This window comes from Microbispora bryophytorum (assembly GCF_006874465.1).
In the GTDB taxonomy this organism is placed as follows: Bacteria; Actinomycetota; Actinomycetes; order Streptosporangiales; family Streptosporangiaceae; genus Microbispora; species Microbispora bryophytorum.
This window is the reverse complement of the sequence record NZ_VIRL01000001.1, coordinates 119,314-137,325: the sequence shown is the minus strand read 5'-3', so window position 1 is coordinate 137,325 and position 18,012 is coordinate 119,314. Positions and strand designations below refer to the sequence as shown.

General features: G+C 70.5%; 17 protein-coding genes. 11 read left to right on the top strand and 6 right to left on the bottom strand.

Annotated features, from left to right (window positions below; all coding sequences use genetic code 11):
- Positions 1 to 187: 187 nt before the first annotated feature.
- Both FLX07_RS00670 and FLX07_RS00665 read right to left on the bottom strand, forming a co-directional pair.
- A complete protein-coding gene (locus tag FLX07_RS00670; RefSeq protein WP_142567457.1) occupies positions 188 to 1,246 on the bottom strand; it encodes a 2-oxoacid:ferredoxin oxidoreductase subunit beta in 1,059 nt (352 codons plus the stop codon).
- Positions 1,239 to 3,083, bottom strand: coding sequence for a 2-oxoacid:acceptor oxidoreductase subunit alpha (locus tag FLX07_RS00665; protein WP_142567456.1), 1,845 nt, complete (start codon positions 3,081 to 3,083; stop codon positions 1,239 to 1,241). Before FLX07_RS00665 ends, FLX07_RS00670 begins: the two co-directional genes overlap by 8 nt.
- Positions 3,084 to 3,449: 366 nt before the next feature.
- Here FLX07_RS00665 and FLX07_RS00660 point away from each other — a divergent pair, with 366 nt between their 5' ends.
- The 4 genes from FLX07_RS00660 to nuoH are packed head-to-tail and all read left to right on the top strand — an operon-like array spanning position 3,450 to position 5,880.
- Entirely contained in the window at positions 3,450 to 3,821 is a 372-nt protein-coding gene (locus FLX07_RS00660) for an NADH-quinone oxidoreductase subunit A (protein WP_142567455.1), read from the top strand.
- 46 nt (positions 3,822 to 3,867) lie between these two features.
- Positions 3,868 to 4,386: an NADH-quinone oxidoreductase subunit B gene (locus tag FLX07_RS00655; protein ID WP_142567454.1), complete on the top strand. Its 519-nt coding sequence runs from the start codon at positions 3,868 to 3,870 to the stop codon at positions 4,384 to 4,386.
- The gene (locus FLX07_RS00650) at positions 4,383 to 4,916 is read left to right on the top strand and encodes an NADH-quinone oxidoreductase subunit C (protein WP_142567453.1); all 534 of its coding nucleotides are present in this window, start codon (positions 4,383 to 4,385) and stop codon (positions 4,914 to 4,916) included. The genes FLX07_RS00655 and FLX07_RS00650 overlap by 4 nt, the downstream gene beginning before the upstream one ends.
- 10 nt (positions 4,917 to 4,926) lie before the next feature.
- Positions 4,927 to 5,880 (top strand): NADH-quinone oxidoreductase subunit NuoH, encoded by a 954-nt coding sequence (gene nuoH, locus FLX07_RS00645; protein WP_142567452.1) that lies wholly within the window; start codon positions 4,927 to 4,929, stop codon positions 5,878 to 5,880.
- Positions 5,881 to 5,886: 6 nt separating this feature from the next.
- Here nuoH and FLX07_RS00640 read toward each other — a convergent pair whose 3' ends face one another.
- The 4 genes from FLX07_RS00640 to FLX07_RS00625 form a co-directional block, all read right to left on the bottom strand.
- Complete coding sequence (locus FLX07_RS00640) at positions 5,887 to 6,066, bottom strand: hypothetical protein (RefSeq protein ID WP_142567451.1); 180 nt, start codon at positions 6,064 to 6,066, stop codon at positions 5,887 to 5,889.
- Positions 6,067 to 6,224: 158 nt separating this feature from the next.
- Positions 6,225 to 8,228: a hypothetical protein gene (locus FLX07_RS00635; protein ID WP_142567450.1), complete on the bottom strand. Its 2,004-nt coding sequence runs from the start codon at positions 8,226 to 8,228 to the stop codon at positions 6,225 to 6,227.
- A 23-nt stretch (positions 8,229 to 8,251) separates the two neighbouring features.
- On the bottom strand, positions 8,252 to 8,512 hold the full coding sequence (locus tag FLX07_RS00630; RefSeq protein ID WP_142567449.1) for a hypothetical protein: 261 nt from the start codon (positions 8,510 to 8,512) through the stop codon (positions 8,252 to 8,254).
- A gap of 100 nt (positions 8,513 to 8,612) precedes the next feature.
- The gene (locus FLX07_RS00625; RefSeq protein ID WP_208762016.1) at positions 8,613 to 9,266 is read right to left on the bottom strand and encodes a ComEA family DNA-binding protein; all 654 of its coding nucleotides are present in this window, start codon (positions 9,264 to 9,266) and stop codon (positions 8,613 to 8,615) included.
- Positions 9,267 to 9,797: 531 nt separating this feature from the next.
- On the opposite strand from FLX07_RS00625, the gene FLX07_RS37340 reads away from it, so the two are divergent.
- The 7 genes from FLX07_RS37340 to FLX07_RS00585 all read left to right on the top strand — a co-directional run bounded on the left by FLX07_RS37340 (position 9,798) and on the right by FLX07_RS00585 (position 17,936).
- Positions 9,798 to 10,667, top strand: coding sequence for a NuoI/complex I 23 kDa subunit family protein (locus tag FLX07_RS37340; RefSeq protein ID WP_223852881.1), 870 nt, complete (start codon positions 9,798 to 9,800; stop codon positions 10,665 to 10,667).
- Complete coding sequence (locus FLX07_RS00610; protein WP_142567448.1) at positions 10,664 to 11,203, top strand: NADH-quinone oxidoreductase subunit J family protein; 540 nt, start codon at positions 10,664 to 10,666, stop codon at positions 11,201 to 11,203. Before FLX07_RS37340 ends, FLX07_RS00610 begins: the two co-directional genes overlap by 4 nt.
- Positions 11,204 to 11,273: 70 nt before the next feature.
- Entirely contained in the window at positions 11,274 to 11,627 is a 354-nt protein-coding gene (gene nuoK / locus FLX07_RS00605; RefSeq protein WP_142568057.1) for an NADH-quinone oxidoreductase subunit NuoK, read from the top strand.
- Complete coding sequence (locus tag FLX07_RS00600; RefSeq protein WP_142567447.1) at positions 11,624 to 13,585, top strand: NADH-quinone oxidoreductase subunit 5 family protein; 1,962 nt, start codon at positions 11,624 to 11,626, stop codon at positions 13,583 to 13,585. The genes nuoK and FLX07_RS00600 overlap by 4 nt, the downstream gene beginning before the upstream one ends.
- 49 nt (positions 13,586 to 13,634) lie before the next feature.
- Positions 13,635 to 15,320: a complex I subunit 4 family protein gene (locus tag FLX07_RS00595; RefSeq protein WP_142567446.1), complete on the top strand. Its 1,686-nt coding sequence runs from the start codon at positions 13,635 to 13,637 to the stop codon at positions 15,318 to 15,320.
- Positions 15,317 to 16,936: an NADH-quinone oxidoreductase subunit N gene (locus FLX07_RS00590; protein ID WP_229689435.1), complete on the top strand. Its 1,620-nt coding sequence runs from the start codon at positions 15,317 to 15,319 to the stop codon at positions 16,934 to 16,936. Before FLX07_RS00595 ends, FLX07_RS00590 begins: the two co-directional genes overlap by 4 nt.
- Positions 16,937 to 17,087: 151 nt before the next feature.
- Positions 17,088 to 17,936: a M48 family metalloprotease gene (locus FLX07_RS00585; protein ID WP_142567445.1), complete on the top strand. Its 849-nt coding sequence runs from the start codon at positions 17,088 to 17,090 to the stop codon at positions 17,934 to 17,936.
- Positions 17,937 to 18,012: the final 76 nt, after the last annotated feature.

Sequence of the window (18,012 nt, the reverse complement as noted above, 5' to 3'; positions counted from 1 at the left end):
GCCGTGCCGGTGACGGCGGTCCGGAGGAAGGGGGCTGGGCCATGGGCTCTCCTCACGTGCTGGATCATGCTGCGTTCCGGCAAGGGAGACGGGCCGGCCGCGACCATGGTTGACGGTGAGAACAATGTTCGGGGCCGCTAATACGAAAGGGACCCGTCCGAAGACGGGTCCCTTTCAGGTGGTGTGCTCAGCCGATGGACCAGGTGTCCCCGCCGTGGAGCAGGTCGGCGAGGCTGCCCATGCCCGTGCCGGCCGTGGCCGCCTGAACCTGCTCGTTGAGGAGCTGGTCGTAGGAGGGCCGGTCGATCGAGCGGAAGACGCCGATCGGCACGTGCTCGAACGCCGGCTCGTCCAGCCGCGACAGCGCGAACGCCAGCGACGGGTCGGGGTTGTGGGCGTCGTGCACGAGGATCTCCGCGTCGGAGACCTCGGCACGGCGCACGACCTCGACGCCGCCCGTGGGCGACAGCCGTACGGCGCGCTCGTTGTCGCCGGTGCCGAAGACGATCGGCCGCCCGTGTTCGAGCCGCATGGTGATCTCGTCGCGGACGCCCGGGTCCTTCAGCGTGTCGAAGGCGCCGTCGTTGAAGATGTTGCAGTTCTGGTAGATCTCCACCAGCGAGGTGCCCCGGTGCTCCGCGGCCTGGCGCAGCACGCCCTGCAGGTGCTTGCGGTCGCTGTCGATGGTCCGGGCGACGAACCCGGCCTCCGCGCCGAGCGCCAGCGAGATCGGGTTGAACGGCTTGTCCAGCGAGCCCATCGGCGTCGACTTGGTGATCTTGCCGATCTCGCTCGTGGGGGAGTACTGCCCCTTGGTCAGGCCGTAGATCCTGTTGTTGAACAGCAGGATGTTCAGGTTGACGTTGCGGCGCAGCGCGTGGATCAGGTGGTTGCCGCCGATCGACAGGGCGTCGCCGTCGCCGGTGATGACCCACACCGACAGGTCCGGCCGGGAGGCGGCCAGGCCCGTCGCGATGGCCGGCGCCCGCCCGTGGATCGAGTGGAAGCCGTAGGTGTTGAGGTAGTACGGGAACCGCGAGGAGCAGCCGATGCCGGAGACGAACACGATGTTCTCGCGCTTGAGCCCCAGCTCCGGCAGGAAGCTCTGCACCGCCGCCAGGATCGCGTAGTCACCGCAGCCCGGGCACCAGCGCACCTCCTGGTCGGACTTGAAGTCCTTCAGCGTCTGCTTGGCGTCCGTGCGGGGGATCAGGGCCAAGCCCTTGCCATTGAGGGTGTCAGTCACTTTCGATCACATCCTGAATGACGGCGGCGAGTTCGGCGGCCTTGAACGGGAGCCCGCGCACCCGGTTGTAGCTGATCACGTCGACGAGGAAGCGGGCCCGCAGCAGCATGGCGAGCTGGCCGAGGTTGATCTCGGGCAGCAGCACCTTGTCGTAGGAACGCAGCACCTCGCCGGTGTTGGCGGGCAGCGGGTTGAGGTGCCGCAGGTGCGCCTGGGCCACCTTGTGCCCGGCCGCGCGCACGCGGCGGGCCGCCGCCGCGATCGGCCCGAACGTCGAGCCCCAGCCGAGCACGAGCACCCGGGCGTCGCCGTCCGGGTCCTCGACCGTCAGATCGGGCACGTCGATGCCGTCGATCTTGGCCTGGCGCAGCCGCACCATCTTGTCGTGGTTGTCGGGGTCGTAGGAGATGTTGCCGGTGCCGTCGGCCTTCTCGATGCCGCCGATCCGGTGCTCCAGGCCCGCCGTGCCCGGCACCGCCCACGGGCGGGCCAGCGTCTCCGGGTCACGGAGATAAGGCAGGTACGTGCCGTCGTCGCCGTTGGGCTCGGTGGTGTACAGCACCGAGATGTCCGGCAGCTCGTCGATCTCCGGGATGCGCCACGGCTCCGAGCCGTTGGCCAGGTAGCCGTCCGACAGCAGCATGACCGGCGTGCGGTACTTGAGCGCGATCCGTGCCGCCTCGATCGCCATGGTGAAGCAGTCCGACGGCGTGGCCGCCGCCAGCACCGGCACCGGCGACTCGCCGTTGCGGCCGTACATGGCCATCAGCAGGTCGGTCTGCTCGGTCTTGGTCGGCATGCCGGTCGAGGGCCCGGCCCGCTGCACGTCCACGACGATCAGCGGAAGCTCCGTGGTCACCGCGAGGCCCACGGTCTCGGCCTTGAGCGCGACGCCCGGGCCGGAGGTCGTGGTCACGCCGAGCGACCCGCCGAAGGCGGCGCCCAGCGCGGCGCCGACGCCGGCGATCTCGTCCTCGGCCTGGAACGTCCGGATCCCGAACCGCTTGTGCTTGGACAGCTCGTGCAGGATGTCGGAGGCCGGGGTGATCGGGTAGGACCCGAGGAACAGCGGCAGCTTCGACTGCACCGACGCCGCGATCAGCCCGTACGCCAGGGCCTGGTTGCCGGAGATGTTCCGGTAGGTGCCCGGACGGAGCGTGGCCGGCTTGATCTCGTAGGAGACCGAGAAGGACTCGGTCGTCTCGCCGTAGTTCCAGCCCGCCTGGAAGGCCGCGATGTTCGCCTTGGCGATCTCCGGCTTCTTGGCGAACTTGGCCTCCAGGAACTGGACCGTCCCCTCGGTCGGCCGGTGGTACAGCCAGGACAGCAGCCCGAGCGCGAACATGTTCTTCGCCCGCTCGGCGTCCTTCTTGGAGATGTCGTAGCCCTCGAGCGCCTTGACCGTCAGCGAGGTCAGCGGCACCGCGTGCAGACGCCACTCGGCCAGCGAGTCGTCCTCCAGCGGGTTGCCGTCGTAGCCCACCTTGGAGAGGTTGCGCTTCGTGAACTCGTCGATGTTCGCGATGATGTCGGCGCCCCTGGGAAGGTCCCCGAGGTTCGCCTTCAACGCGGCGGGATTCATGGCGACGAGCACGTTGGGCGCGTCGCCGGGGGTCAGGATGTCGTGGTCGGCGAAGTGCAACTGGAAGCTCGACACCCCGGGGAGGGTGCCGGCCGGAGCGCGGATCTCCGCCGGGAAGTTGGGGAGCGTCGACAGGTCGTTGCCGAACTGGGCCGTCTCCGCAGTGAACCGATCACCGGTGAGCTGCATTCCGTCGCCGGAGTCACCCGCGAACCGGATGATCACGCGGTCGAGTTGCTGAACCTGCTTGGTCACAGCTCCTCAGTCCTCCTTGACGCACCCAGGCCTGCCTGCTGGTGGCACGTTGTCATGTCCATGCTAGATCCATCGGGGTCCGCTGGTTTTTCGCAGATGCGCACTTGGGGTGCGCTCTGCCGGGACTTTCCGCGCCTCTGGCGCGTTCCCGCTGGTGCCTCGGCCGCGCGAGCGGCGCACCGTCAGCTTCGAGAACCGTCCGGGCGACACAGGCCTGACGCGAGCCGGCACAGGTCCAGGTGCAAGCGGGCGACGAGCTTGATTCGGGTCACGATCCTCAACTATATGCGGGGGACTCGGATGTGACCGTCAGGTGTTCAGCCCTTGAGATCGCGCCGGGTTTATTCTCGAGATCTGGGAGGCGGTATGAGTGGATACTTCGGCTCATATGCCGTGGTCGTCGTCCTTTTCCTCGTCGGCGTAGCGATCTTCGCGGGCGGATTGTTCGTGAACCGCATGTTACGTCCCAGCCGGCCGACGCCCGAGAAGCTCACGACGTACGAGTGCGGGGTCGACCCCGTCGGCGAGGGCTGGGCGCAGTCGCAGATCCGCTACTACGTCTTCACGTACCTCTACGTGGTCTTCGCCGTCGACGCCGTGTTCCTCTTCCCCTGGGCCACCGTCTTCGCCACCCCCGGGTACGGCATGACGACGCTGGTGGAGATGTTCGTCTTCCTCGCGTTCATCGCGCTCGGCATCCTGTACGCCTGGCGCAAGAGGGTGCTGGGCTGGACGTGACCCGACCGGCTCGGGGGAGGACAATGGACGGCATGGCGGTGACCGCATGCCCGTGAACGATCTCCCGATGCCCACGGTGGGGCCGGTGTCCCGGCTGGCGCCCAAGCCGATGAAGTTCGTGTTGAACTGGGGCCGGCGCTACTCGCTGTGGGTCTTCAACTTCGGCCTGGCCTGCTGCGCCATCGAGTTCATCGCCACGTCGATGAGCAGGCACGACTTCATCCGCTTCGGGGTGATCCCGTTCGCCAACGGCCCCCGGCAGGCCGACCTGATGATCGTGTCGGGCACGGTGACCGACAAGATGGCTCCCGCCGTACGGCGGCTGTACGAGCAGATGCCCGACCCCAAGTACGTCATCTCGTTCGGCGCCTGCTCCAACTCGGGCGGGCCCTACTGGGACTCGTACTGCGTCACCAAGGGCGTGGACCAGATCATCCCGGTGGACGTGTACGTCCCCGGATGCCCGCCCCGCCCCGAGGCGCTGCTCCACGGGATCATGAAGCTCCAGGAGAAGATCGCGGGCGAGACGCTGGAGGACCGCTACCGGCCGGAGGCGCACGCATGAGCGCCGTCGAGGCCCTGCGCGAGCGGTACGGCTCCCGCGTCACCGGCTCCTTCGGCCAGGACGTGCTCGACGTGGACCCCGGCGAATGGACCGACGCGCTGGCGTTCGCACGCTCGGCCGGATTCGCGTTCTTCGACTGGCTGACCGCCGTGGACGAGCCGCCCGACGCGTTCGCCGTCGTGGCCCACGTGTTCGACCCGGTCGCGTTCGCGCACCTGCTCGTGCGCACCCGGGTGCCGCGCGCCGACCCCCGCCTGCCGACCGTCACCGGCGTCTTCCGCGGGGCGAACTGGCACGAGCGGGAGACGTACGAGATGTTCGGCGTGGTCTTCGACGGCCATCCGGACCTGCGCCCGCTGCTGCTGCCGGACGGCTTCGAGGGCCACCCGCTGCGCAAGGACTTCGTGCTGGCCGGCCGGGTCGCCAAGGCCTGGCCCGGGGCCAAGGAACCGGGAGAGTCCGGCCACGGCTCGCCGAGCCGCCGCAGGATGCTGCCTCCGGGCGTGCCACCCGACTGGGCCTCCGGGTGAGAGGGACTCCATGGCCGAGGTGCTCGACATAGCGGTCCGGCTGGTCGTCGTGGTGGCGGCGTTCCTGCTGCTGCCACTGATCGTCGGGCAGATGGAGCACAAGGTCATGGCCCACATGCAGTCCCGCCTCGGGCCGATGTACGCCGGCGGTTTCCACGGATGGGCGCAACTCCTCGCGGACGGCGTCAAGTTCGTCCAGAAGGAGGACGTCATCCCGGCCGCGGCCGACCGGCGGATCTTCGCGATCGCCCCGGCGGTGGCGCTCGTGCCGTACCTCGTGGTGATGGTCGTGATCCCGATCGGCCCCGGACTGGCGGCCGTGGACCTCGACGCCGGGCTGTTCTTCGTGCTGGCGGTGATGGGCGTCGGCGTGCTCGGCGCGATCATGGCGGGGTGGGCGTCGGCCAACAAGTACAGCGTGCTCGGCGGCATCCGGGCCGCCGCCCAGCTCATGTCGTACGAGCTGCCGCTGGTGCTCGCCGCCTCCAGCGTGGCGATGGCCGCGGGCACGCTGTCCCTGCAGGGCATCGCCGAGCAGTGGCGCTGGTGGTGGCTGCCCTGGCAGGCGATCGCGGCCTTCGTGTTCTTCGTCGCCGGCCTGGCCGAGCTGCGCCGGCCGCCGTTCGACATGCCGACCGCGGAATCCGAGCTCATCATGGGCCCGATGACCGAGTACGCCGGGTTCCGCTTCGCCCTGTTCATGCTGGCCGAGTACGCCGGGATCGTGGTGCTGTCCGCCCTCACGACCGTGCTGTTCCTCGGCGGCTGGCAGGGGCCGCTCCTGCCCGGCCCGGTGTGGACGCTTCTCAAGGTCTTCGCCCTGGCCTTCGTCGTCATCTGGGTGCGCGTCAGCTATCCCCGGCTGCGCGAGGACCAGTTGCAGAAGCTCGCCTGGACGGTCCTGGTGCCCCTCGCCCTCCTCCAGCTCGCCCTCACCGGAGTCGTCAGGGTCCTCATGGCCTGAACGCGATCACAACGGGCACCTCCACCCCGGCCACCCCGCCGTCGCCTCGTCCTCCCACACCTGCAGCGTCTTCCCGCTGAAGTTGGTCTCCGCGTGGCTGCTCGCCCAGTCCACGAGAGCCGCAGTCTGCTGCACCTTGCCGTTCTTGAACCATGAATGGCTCTCCGCCTCGCTCCGCGCCAGCACATTGTGGTCAACGAAGCATTGGACGACGGCGACGAGAGCCTGGCCGCGCCGTTCTGCTTGACCTGCCTCAGGCGAAGTGGGCGGTTCTGTCCGCGTACAACTTGCCAGCATCTGAGTGCAGACGGCGACGGCCAGGAGGCTGGCCAGATGACGCCTGATCATTGTTGTGACCTCATGGCGTCCTGCGCCTCTTTAACCCAATCCGTGAAAGTTTTTCCCGAGTACCTTGTGTCGGCGTGCTGGCTCACCCAGTCGGCCATAGCCGCGTTGGGAGTGACAACGCCGTTCCTCGCCCAGCTTGCATCGTCAGGCGGGTTGATCGCGCCGGCCAGTATCAATCCCTGTAGTACTGGTGGCTCGACATGCAGGACTTGAGCACGAAAGTCGTCCGCGTTGCTCTTGTACGCCTGAAGGGCGAAGTCGGTGTCGAACTTGGTGCTGAGCGTCGGGGCGGCCAGGGCGACGAGGATCTGCGTGATCGTTCCCGGGCCGAGTGGGTTGCTGAAGCTCAATGCGCCGAAGCCTCCGCTGATTATCGAGATCGCCGTCTGCGAGCGGGTGGCTTGCTCGTCCTTCAGTTGTTCCTCGGCGAAGTGGTGATCGCCCTGAATCCTCTGGATCATTCCGTAGAGGCCGCCCATTTCCCGTAGGTAATTCTGATCTGAGGGGTCCTTGATTGTGGCGGCGACGGCAACGCTTATACGGCCGTCCATCTTTCCCTTGTAAGCGCCGAACTCTTTTGGTTCCAGCAGTGCCTGCCCAAACAGAGCCTCCAGTTCAGCCGGCCGTACGACAGGAGCCCAGGGATTTGCGACATCCTCGCCTCTCTGCATCGCCATGGATGCGGTGAACTCATGACTTGCCGAGGCGGCGAAATCGGGGAGGTAGCGGTCGGCGGTGTAGATAAGCGCCTGCCGAATCTCTCTGGGAAGCACCGTCTGCGGGTGGAGCTTGGAGAAGTCGGCGGTGGCTTGGACGATGTGGACGACGGACCAGGCCGACTCCTTGGCGTCCGCTGAGGTGCCCCGCTCCGCCGAGACGGCGGCCTTGAGGAAGGCGGCTGTGGAGGAAGAAGTGTCGATCTTCCCCGGTGGTTCCAGGTAGCCCGGGGCGGCATCTCTGCTGATCGGGTCGAGATAGGCGCTGGCGTACAGGCTTGCGTCGTAGCCGGGGGTGTGCCAGGAGTCGCTGACGAGCATGCGGGCGTACTTGAGGCCGGTGTCCGGGTCGCCCAGCACGTGCCGGGCGGCCATCCCGTTCTCGGCGGCCCGCTGGAGGACGGCTCCGACGGCGTCGTACTCCGCCATGAGCCGCTGGTGGCGTGAGGCGTCGGCGTCGGTCTCCAGCTTGCCGCGGGCGGGCGGCCAGATCGTCTTGCCGGCGGCGCGGGCGTCGAGCATGGCGCGGGTCAGGTCGGCGAGCATGCGGGAGTCCCACGACCTGCCGTCGGGGCCGTACTTCACGAGCATTCCGACCGACCAGGGGTCGGAGTTTCCGGTGAGGCCGGCGCGGATAGCGGCGGGCAGCAGCGGGCGGCGGTCCTTGCCCGTGCCGACGCGCATCTGACTGGCGGCGGCCAGGGACGCCCCGAGCGCCCGCAGTACGCTCACGCTCTCCGCGCTGAACAGGGCGCCACCCGCTCGTTCGTAGAGCGCGCGGGCGGCCCGTAGCGCGAGCGGGCCCGCCCCCGCCCAGAAGGCCGCCTGGTAGTCATTGTCGGCGAGGTGCCGCTGCAGGCGATCCGACAGCCCTGACAGGGCGATGCGGGTGCTTTCGGGGTTCTTGTCGGCGAGGGCGGCGGTCAGTGTCTCGGCGTCGCGCTTGCCCTGATAGCCGCTCTGCCCGGTCGCCTCCCAGTCCAGCCGTACGTTGGGTGGCCGGTTGAAAGTGAGGCCGGGGAGGCCGGGCGCGGGGCCCAGCGCGCTCCAGCCCTGCTGCCTCGCCAGTTCGTGCGCCCTGGTCGTGCGGGCGTCCATGTCGCGGACGTCGTCGAGCGCGGCGGCGATAAGACCGGGCAAGGACACGGTTCCGACTTCGCTCCCCCATTTCTCCATTTTCTGCCGTATCAGCGGGCTGTGCCGGGCCAGCAGATCGTGGAGCTGTTCGAGCCGTTTGGTCAGCTCGTTGAGATTCGCGGGATCGACTCCGACGAATTCGCCCACGGCATTCCTTCCGTTGAGGGGGACTACGAGGCGGTTTTTCGGCGCTCCGCCTCCTCCACACGGGCGATCAGATGCGGCTGCTCGGCGAGTACGGCGTCGAGCAGCCTGGTGAGCTGAGTCCTGCGGGCGTTCCAACCAGCGGCCCAACGGTCGGCCGCCGGGCCCTGCCAGGTGTGGTCCCCGAACATCGTGGGGACGGCGGTGAGCGCCTGGAGAACCTCCCGTACGGCGGTGGCGGCCGCGGCCATGTCCGCCCGGCATTCGGCGATCTCGGGTGACGTCACTGGCCCTCCCGTTTCTCGCGGCTGACGCACCATAAAGCCTAAGGAAACGCCGATCGCTCGGCCAGGGATATGTGCGACGACAATCGGGATTATCGACTGACTATGGGAGGTAAATGCCGTATTCGGCGAGATCGGCGGTGAGGTTCGGAGGCAGCGAGGCGGCGGCCGAGACGTCCTCGGCCGAGACGAAGCCGCCGACCTGGTCGCGTACGCGCACGATCTGCTCGGCGAGCGCGGACGTCAGGCCGGGCAGGTTCGCGATCACCGTAGCCGGGGCGTGGTTGAGGTCGACCAGGCCGCCGTCATCGTACTGGCGGGGCAGGTCGGGCCGCCCGATCCGCAGCTCGCGCGCCATCACCGGATCGTGCTCCGCCAGCTCTCTGGCCTGCTGCCGCAGGGCACGGCGGTGCTGCGCGAGCGCGATCGCCTGCTCGTTCGCGGTCTCGTACGGCGGGGAGTCGCCGAAGACCTGTCTCCTGACCGCGAGCGAGTGCACGGTGCCGATCAGCCAGGGAGCGAGCATGCAGAAGATCATGACGAGGGACACGAGAGTCGGCTCCTGTGTGTCCTCGTACAGCTCGACCAGGTAGATCCAGGCGCCGGTGGCCGTGGCGTATCCGGCGGCGGCGGCCCCGTACCCCCAGCTGCGCTTGCGGATGGCGGCGTACAGCATGCTGAACGGAGTGCCGAAACCACAGGTGTAGAGCGGGGCGAGCGCCCACAGGTAGCTGGGGGCGCTGGAAGGCCGCTGCACAGGCGGCGGTGGGGACGGCGGCATCGGCGGCATCGGCGGTGGAGGGGGCGGCACGGGCGGCCGTGCGGGCGGAGGCACGGGTGGCGGCACGGGTGGCCGTGCTTGCGGCGCCGGATGGGCGCCGTAAGGACCAGGCCACTGCTCCCCGTACGGTCCCGGCCCCCGATGCCGGTACGGATTCCGCGGTCCCTGCCCCTGTGTTCCCTGTCCGTGTGGCCCTGGCGCCCCCTGTGGTCGGTGCGGTGGTCCTTGCGGCCCCTGCGGCCCTTGTCCCTGCGGCCCCTGTGATCCCTGCGGCCCCTGTGGTCCCTGCGGTCCGGGCGGGTAACCTCCCGGCCCCCCATAGCCGTTCATGGTCCAGACGATACGTATTCGTTGGTGTTTGTGCTGCCCCCTTCTCCTCACATCTTGTGGACAACCCTGGGGATTGCGGTGTGGACGATGTGGAAAACAGCTGCGCTGGACTCACACGTTCACTCGCCGCCGATAGTGCGCGATGATGAGCCTGTGGCGCACATTCCAGGAGAAGGGTTGGCCAAGGGCCTGGCCGTGACCATGCGGCACATGCTGCAGAAGTCGGAGACGCAGCAGTACCCGGAGGTCCACCCCGACCTGCCCGCCCGCAGCCGGGGTGTGATCGCCCTGGTGGAGGAGAACTGCACCGTCTGCATGCTCTGCGCCCGCGAGTGCCCCGACTGGTGCATATACATCGACTCCCACAAGGAGACTCTGCCGGCGCCCGAGGGCGGCCGTCCGCGCGCCCGCAACGTGCTCGACCGTTTCGCGATCGACTTCTCGCTGTGCATGTACTGCGGCATCTGCATCGAGGTGTGCCCCTTCGACGCGCTGTTCTGGTCGCCCGAGTTCGAGTACGCCGAGTACGACATCCGCGACCTCCTGCACGAGAAGGACAAGCTGGGCGAGTGGGCGGCGACCGTGCCGCCGCCACCGGCCCACGAGGTCGGCGCCGAGTCGCCGAAGGAACTGTCCGCAGGTTCCCGCCCGGCAGCGGCCCGCCGTACGGCGCCGCCCGCACCGGCGAGAGGGCCGGCCGAGGGCGCGTCCGTGGCACCGGAGGCCGCGCAGGGCACTGCGCACAAGGCGACACGGGACCCCGCGCAGGGAGCCGAGCGGGAAACGACACAGGACACCGCCCAGGACACAGGGCAGGGCCCAGGGCGGGACGCCACGCAGGACGCCGTGCAGGACACGGATCAAGAGACGGCGCGGGAGACGGTGCGGCGACCGGCGGCGGAACCAGCGAAGGGGCCGGACAGCCCCCCGCGTCGTGAGCCGCCGAGAGCCATGCGCGACATCCGCTCCATCCGGCCGCCGGGCTCGCTGCCCAAGAACGCCGGGTCACCGCCGCAGAAGAAGGACGGGCCCGAGGGGGAGCGATGACCTCCCAGGCGCCGGGGTTGTGGCCGCCCTCGGGGCCTGAGGTCGTCTTCCTGCTGCTCGGCGCCGTCGCTGTCGGCTCGGCCCTGCTGGTCGTCACGACCAGGCAACTCGTCCACGCGGCGCTGTGGCTGGTCGTCTGCTTCGGCGCGCTCGCGGGCGGCTACCTGGTGCTGACCGCTGAGTTCGTCGCCTGGGTGCAGGTGCTGATCTACGTGGGCGCGGTCGTGGTGCTGCTGCTGTTCGGCATCATGCTGACCCGCGCGCCCATCGGGCCCTCGGCAGGCCTCGACTCCGGCAACCGGTGGGCCGCCGCGCTGGTCGCCGTCGCGACCGCCGCCGTGCTCGTCACCGTGATCGTCACCGGTTTCCGCACGGCGTACGCGCCGCTCCAACCCGGGCGGGGGGCGGCCGAGCCCCTGGGGGCGAGCGTCTTCCGCACCTGGGTGCTGCCGTTCGAGGCGCTGTCCGTGCTCCTGCTCGCCGCGCTGATCGGCGCGATCGTCCTGTCCCGTACGGACATCAGGGGGCGGGAATGACCTGGTTAGCGGCCTTATTGACCTTAGCGACCTTATCGGCCAGGCCGACGGCCCGGAGGCGGTGAGCGAGGTGCACGTCGTCTACCCGGTGGTGGTCTCCGCCCTGCTGTTCTCCATCGGTGTCTACGGCGTGCTGGCCCGGCGCAACGCGATCCTCGTGCTGATGTCGGTCGAGCTGATGCTCAACGCGGTCAACCTCAACCTGGTGGCCTTCGACGTCTGGCTCGGGGACCGCCTGCACGGCGGCCAGGTGCTGACGCTGTTCGTCATCGTGATCGCCGCGGCCGAGGTGGGCCTGGGGCTGGCGATCGTGCTGGCCGTCTTCCGCACGCGCCGGACCGTCGACGTCGACCGGTTGCGGGCGCTCGCCGAAGTCGTACGCACGCCCGAGCCGGGGCGCCCGGACGGGGAGGGCGCCTCGTGACCGCCGTGGTGGCTCTGATCGTCCTGCTGCCGTTCGCCGCCGCCGTGGCCGGGCTGCTCGCGACCCGCCTGGGCACCCGAGACGTGCGCGCCGAAGATGTGCGCACGCGAGGTGTAGGCGCCCGAGATGCGCGTACCGCAGATGTCGGCGCCCGCGCGGAACGGGCGGCGTACCGGCGGGCGGCGTGGTTCGCGATCGTCCCGGGCACGGTGTCGGCGGCGCTCACGGTGTGGCTGGCCGCCGCCCTCGCGCGGGGCACGCCTGCGACGGACGGGCGCTTCTGGGCGGAACTGCTCCCCGGGCGAACCGAGGGCACCCTGACGGTGGTCGAGACGGGGTCGGTGCCGATCTCCCTGACTCTGCGGGCCGACGGATTGTCAGTGCTCGCGGGCATCCTGGTCGTCGTGGTCGCGCTGGCGGTGCAGGTCTACTCGGTCGGGTACATGCGGGACGAACCCCGCTACCCGTCCTACAGCGCGTTCGTCAGCCTGTTCACCAGCGCCATGCTGCTGGTGGTCTACGCGGGGGACCTGATCGTCCTCTACGCCGGCTGGGAGATCATGGGCCTGTGCTCCTACCTGCTCATCGGGCACTGGTGGGAGGACCGGGCCAACTCCCGGGCGGCGGTCAAGGCGTTCCTGGTCACCCGCCTCGGCGACGTCGGCTTCCTGTTCGGGATCTTCGTCCTGGGACTGTCGGCGGGCAGTTTCCGGATCGACGACGTGCTGCGCGCCGACCTGCCCAGGGGCACTCTGGTCGCCGCGACGCTGCTGTTGCTCGCCGGGGTCGCGGGCAAGAGCGCGCAGGTGCCGCTGCAGACCTGGCTGCCCGACGCGATGGCCGGCCCCACCCCGATCAGCGCGCTCATCCACGCGGCCACGATGGTCGCGGCCGGGATCTTCGTCGTCGCCCGGCTCTATCCCGCCTTCCTCGCGGCGCCGCCCACGCTCGACGTGCTGGGCGTGGTCGCGGCCGTCGGCATGCTGGGCGCCGCGCTCGCGGCGCTCGCTCAGGACGACCTCAAGCGCGTGCTCGCCTACTCGACGATCAGCCAGCTCGCCTACATGGCCGCGGCGCTGGCAGCCGGGTCCGACCGGGCGGCGATGTTCCACCTGGTGTCGCACGGCGCGTTCAAGGCCCTGCTGTTCCTCTGCGCCGGCCTGGTGATCCACCATGTCGGGTCGAATCTGATCAGCCACATGGGCGGGCTGCGTACCGCCCTTCCCGTGACGTTCTGGACGATGACCATCGGTTTCGCCGCGCTCGCTGGGCTGCCGCCCGCGAGCGGCTTCTTCAGCAAGGACGCGGTGCTCTCGGCCGTCGAGCACGGGACGGGACCGGCCCAGCCGCTCGTGTACGCGTCGGCGCTGCTGACGGTGGGGGTGACCGGGGCGTACGCCGCCCGGGCCTGGCTGCGCACGTTCTTCGGGCCCGCCCGGATCGAGCCGCTCCCGGAGCCGCCGCCGGGTGTCGCCCACGTCTTCGACGGCCGGGAGGCGCCCCCGTCGATGCTGTGGCCGGCCGGCGTGCTGGCCGTGCCCGCCCTGCTGCTCGGCCTCGCCGGATGGGCGGCCGGTGTGCAGGTCGAGTGGGGGCCGGCGGCCGCCAGCCTCGCCGTCGCACTGCTCGGCGCCGGGATCGTGTACGCCCTGTGGCGGGCCGCGCCGGAACAGGACCCCGCCCGGCTGCTCGGCCCGTTCCGGGCGCCGTGCGAGCGGGCCTTCTACGTCGACGCCGCGTACGCGGCGCTGGTCACCCGGCCCGTCCTGCGCCTGGCCAGAGGGGTGGTCCGCACGGACGCGCGGGTGGTGGACGGCGCGGTCCGCGGTTCCGGCCGGGCGACGCTCGGTCTTTCCGGCCTGGTGCGGCTCGCCCAGAACGGCAACGCCCAGCTCTACGTCACCGGCCTGCTGGCCGGGCTCGTGCTGATCGCGGTCGCGGCGGTGGTGTTGACATGATGCGGCGGGCTCCCAGCGGCACAGCGCTGCTTCGCGCGGTGGTGACGACGTGAGCTGGCTGCCGATCGCGCTTGTGGGCGTCCCGCTGCTGGGGGCCCTCGTCGCCACCGTCCCGGCCGTCCGGGACAGGGCGGTGGCCTGGGGGATCGCCGTCTCCGCCGGGGTGCTGGTCCTCGCCGTCGCGCTCGCCGCGGCCTTCGAATACGCGCGCCCCGCCGACATGCAACTGCAGAGCGACCGGCCGTGGATCCCCGGCCTCGGCCTGCGGTTCCACCTGGGCGTGGACGGCGTCTCGCTGCCGCTCGTCGTGCTGACCGCGCTGCTGACGTTCCTGTGCTTCGTCCACCTCGCCGGGCACCCGCCCGAGGGCGGCAGACCCGGCGCACTGGTCGTCACGCTGCTCGTGCTCGAAGTCGGCATGATCGGCACGTTCCTCGCCCTCGACCTGCTGCTGTTCTTCGTGTTTTTCGAGGTCGTGCTGGTCCCGATGTATTTCGTGATCGCCCTGTGGGGCGGCGCGGCAAGGCGGGCGGCGGCGGTGAAGTTCATCCTCTACACGCTGCTCGGCTCGGCCGTCCTCCTCATCGGCCTGCTCGTCGTCTGGACCCAGGCCGGCACGCTCGACATGGTCGCGTTGGCCGGGCGCCACGGCTCGGGCATGGCCCGGTCGGCGCAGATCCTCGCGTTCCTCGCCATAGGGCTCGGCCTGGCGGTGAAGACGCCCATGTGGCCGCTGCACACCTGGCTGCCCGACGCGCACACCGAGGCGCCGACCGTCGGCTCGGTCCTGCTCGCGGGCGTGCTGCTGAAGATGGGCTCCTACGGCTTCGCCAGGATCGCGATCCCCGTGCTCCCCGAGGGCGCGGCGGCCCTGGCCCCCTGGCTCGGCGCGTTCGCCGTGGCCGGCATCGCGTACGGATCGCTCGCCTGCCTCGCGCAGCGCGATCTCAAACGGATGATCGCCTACTCATCCGTCGGCCACATGGGGTTCGTGCTGCTCGGGTTCGCCTCGCTCACGCCGGTGGGCCTGAACGGCGCCCTGTTCGCCAACGTCGCCCACGGGCTGATCACCGGCCTGCTGTTCTTCCTCGCCGGAGCCGTCAAGGAGCGGTACGGCACGGCCGACATGGTCCGGCTGGGCGGGGGCATGCTGCGCCGCCTGCCGTACGTCGCCTCGCTGCTGACCTTCGCCTGCGTCGCCTCGCTGGGCCTGCCCGGCCTCGCCGGGTTCTGGGGGGAGATGCTCGCGCTGCTCGGCGCGTTCCGCCCGGTTGCCGGGCTCTCCCGGCCGCTGTTCCTCGTGTTCATGGCCGTCGGCGGGCTCGGCGCGGTGCTCACCGCGGCCTATTTCCTGGCCATGCTCTCGCGGGTGACGCACGGCCGGGCGGTCGAGACCGTCCCGCTCGCCGGGCCCCTCGAACCGCCGGAGCCGGATGAGCCGTCGGGGCTGTATGAACCGCCGGGGCCGCTCGCCACGGCGGAAGGCGTACGCGAGGTGCTGAGCGAGGCGGGGGAGGCCGCGAAACCGGTTGAGCCCGTCGCCGCCGATGCCGGACAGACGGGCGGACAGACGGGCAAGGCGCGGCGGCCTTTCCGGGACGTGACGGCCCACGAGCTTGCGGCGTGGCTCCCGCTGGTGGCGCTGATCGTGCTGTTCGGCCTGTGGCCGAAGGCTCTTCTCGCCGTCACCACGCCCGCCGTGCAGTCGCTCCTCGGATCGGGGGTGGCGCCGTGACGGGTGGGGTGATCCAGTCCATCGACTACGCCGCAGTGGCGGCGCCGCTGGTCCTCGCGCTGGTCGCCGGGCTCGTGCTGCTGCTCGACGCGTTCCTGCCCGCCCGCCCCGGCGGGGCGCGGATGCTCGGTCTCGTCACCCTTGGCGGCCTGGTCGCGGCCCTGGCCGTGGTGGCCGTCCAGGCCGCGGGCGGCGGGACCCGGCGCACGTTCTGCGTCCCCGCCTCGCTCGGCGGCGCACCTGCCGCGGGGCGGGCCGCCCCGGCGTCGTGCTCGTTCGTCGCGGACCGCTTCTCGCTGCTCATCGCGGCGGTCGTGCTGGCCGCCGGGGTGGTCGTCGTGTTGCTGTCGATGACCGAGATCGCCGCGGAACGCGGCGGCGGGCCGGCAGAGCGCGGCGGGCCGGCAGAGCACGGCGGGCCAGGAGAGCGCGGCCGGATTCCGGCGGGGGAGTGGTATTTCCTGCTGCTGGCCACGCTGACCGGGGCCGTCCTCCTGCCCGCCTCCCGTGATCTGATCATGCTGGTCGTGTCCCTGGAACTGGTGTCGCTGCCGGTCTTCGCGCTGACCGCGCTCAAGCGTCACGACGGCCGCGCCGCCGAGGCGGCCCTCAAGCTCTTCCTGGTCTCGGTGGTCTCCACCGCGGTCACGCTGTTCGGCGCCTCGCTGCTCTACGGGGTGACCGGCTCGGTCCACCTCGACCGCATCGACGCAGCCCTGCGGGCGACCGGAGACACGGCCGGGGACATGACCGGGAATCTGGCCGGGAGCACGGCCGGGGACATGGTCCAGGTCACGGCGGTGGCGATCGTGCTGGTGGCGGCGGGCTTCGCGTTCAAGATCGCCGCAGTGCCGTTCCACTTCTGGGCGGCAGACGTCTACCGAGGCGCACCGGTCCCGGTCGCGGCGCTGCTGTCGGTGGTGTCCAAGGCGTCGGGCTTCGCCGGGCTGATCCTGCTGCTGACGTCCGCGCTGCCGGGGAGGGCGGCGCTGTGGGCGCCGGGGGTGGCGGTCGTCGCCGCACTGACGATGACGGCGGGCAACGTCCTCGCGATGCGCCAGCGCGCGGCCGTCCGGCTGCTGGCCTGGTCGTCGGTCGCGCAATCGGGCTACATCCTCGCGCCGCTGGCCGTCTACGCCGTCGCCCCCCGCGCCGCCGTCGGTGCGTCGGTCGCCTACCTCGTCTTCTACGCCGCGATGAACCTGATCGCCTTCGCGGTGGTCCTGTTGGTGGCGCGGCTGCCCGAAGGGCAGGACCTGGAGGCATACCGGGGGCTGGCGCTGCGCAGCCCCGCCGCCGGGCTGTCCCTCGCCTTCGCCCTCGTCTGCCTGGCCGGGCTGCCGCCCGGGCTCGCGGGCCTGTTCGCGAAGATCGTCGTCTTCCGGGCCGTCGTGGACGGCGGGCTCGGCTGGCTGGCCCTGGTCATGGCGGCCAACACGGTGGCCGGGCTCTACTACTACATCGCCTGGACCGCCCGGCTGTTCGCGCCGCCCGCGGCGGGCGAGAGCCGTACGGTCGCGACGAGGACGGCGGCGGGGGTCGCCGTCGCGGTCGCGCTCGCGGTCACCGTGGTCTTCTCCGTCGCCCCGCAGGTGGTGCTGTCCTTCACAGGGTGAGGCGCGTCACGGGGAACGTTCGTCCAGGCCATGCGCGTTGGTACGGCTGGACGCATCGAGCCGCCGAGCTGAACACACCGAGCCGGACACATCGAACCCGACACATGAACCCGACACATGAACCCGACACATCGAACCGGGAGGAGGAGGCGTGCACCACAACCGCCTGCGCACCGCGGTCCTGCTGGGGGCGCTGTCCTCGTTGCTCCTGGTGGCGGGGGCCTGGCTGGGGGGTGGCACGGGGGCCCGGATCGCGGTCGTGGCCGCCCTCGCGGTCAGCGGCGTCTCCTATTTCTGCGCCGACAGGATCGCGCTGTCGGCCATGCGGGCCCGGCCCGTGGCGGAGGTGGAACAGCCGGGCCTCTACCGCGTCGTCCGCGAGCTGTGCACCGAGGCCCGCGCGCCGATGCCCCGCCTGTACGTGTCCCCGACGATGCAGCCCAACGCGTTCGCGACCGGGCGCAACCCGCGTGACGGGGTGGTGTGCGTCACGCACGGTCTCCTCGGGCTGCTGGACGAGCGCGAACTCAAGGGCGTGCTCGGTCACGAGCTGTCGCACATCCACAACCGCGACATCCTGATCTCCTCGGTCGCGGGCGCGCTTGCGACCATGATCACATACTTCGGGTACGCCGGCCTGTTCTTCGGGTCCGACGACGACGAGGGTCCGGGGTTTCTCGGCGCCATCCTCGTGATGATCCTCGGGCCGGTCGCGGCCGCGATGATCCAGATGGCGATCGCGCGCTCGCGGGAGTTCGCGGCAGACGACGCGGGCGTACGACTGACCGGCGACCCGCTGGCCCTCGCCTCCGCGCTTCGCAAGATCGAGATGGAGGTCCGCAGGCTGCCGCTCCCGGAGAACGGCAGGCTCGCCTCCGCCGGCCACATGATGATCGTCAATCCGTTCCGGGGTGCCCGGATCGGCAGGCTGTTCGCGACCCACCCGCCGGTCGCCGCGCGGATCGCCCGTCTGGAGCGGATGGCCGGCTACCGACGGTGACGGTCGGGTGGAGCGCCTCGGCAGGCCCCGCCGGGCTTGGCGCCGGTCTTCCCGGCGAGGCCGGCGATGCGCCCCG